Here is an 870-nt window from a genome sequence, read left to right on the forward strand (position 1 = left end):
GGACTCTGTATTACAGGTAATACATAGTTAATTTCAATAATTACAGGCAAATCCAAAATGTTTTTATTTTTGGATATTGAATTTTGCACAATTGGATATAAGAATCGAAAGGATATATGACAAGCCACACGGAGATAAGAGTTTTCGAATACTAGTAGATAAACTATGGCCTCGTGGACTAAGCAAAGACAAAGTATCAATTGATTTATGGCAAAGAGATATCGGTCCGAGTAATTCGTTAAGGAAATGGTTTGCCCATGATGGAAATAAATGGAGTAAATTTAAAAATCATTATTTTAAAGAGCTAGATAACAACAAAGCTTCAGTCGGTATGATTCTGGACAGAGCAAAGGAGCAACCGATAACTCTATTGTATGGTGCGAGGGAACAGAGATTCAATAATGCAGTGGCATTAAAGGAATATCTTGAAAAGAAAATCAAGGAATAACGTCAAACATAAATATGAAGACAAAAACTCTTCGAACCCAAGTTAGGATGCTTGATTTAGGTGTGCGCCTGGCCTGATACGTCTATCATTAAATTCTTTTTAATGGCGTTTAAACAGCTGTTCCTTTTGATTTATGGATAATCTGTCAAAGTTTTCCTGACAATAACAGCAGAAGCCTCTACATTAAATTGAACTAAACCTTGGCGCGAAGGATATTTTATACTCCGATAGTTCATCTCCCTTTCCTCAATAAACTAAGCGAATCCATGTCAGATCACTCCAGCAGTCGCCGCGACCTTGAGTAAATAGTCTAAAACTGAACTAACTTTTAATCTATCTACTTGTTAAGACTATTGTGATTGATAAGATTGTTGAGGATTTGGATACGAAGAGCCAAGAGGCTTGAAGGAGCCATCCAAAAA

General features: G+C 35.7%; 1 protein-coding gene. It reads left to right on the top strand.

Annotated elements, in window-relative coordinates; genetic code table 11:
- Positions 1-76: 76 nt before the first annotated feature.
- On the top strand, positions 77-448 hold the full coding sequence (locus DYY65_RS05060) for a DUF488 domain-containing protein (protein WP_201449339.1): 372 nt from the start codon (positions 77-79) through the stop codon (positions 446-448).
- Positions 449-870: the final 422 nt, after the last annotated feature.

The sequence above is a fragment of the Nitrososphaera sp. AFS genome, from assembly GCF_009898475.1.
Lineage (GTDB): Archaea > Thermoproteota > Nitrososphaeria > Nitrososphaerales > Nitrososphaeraceae > Nitrosopolaris.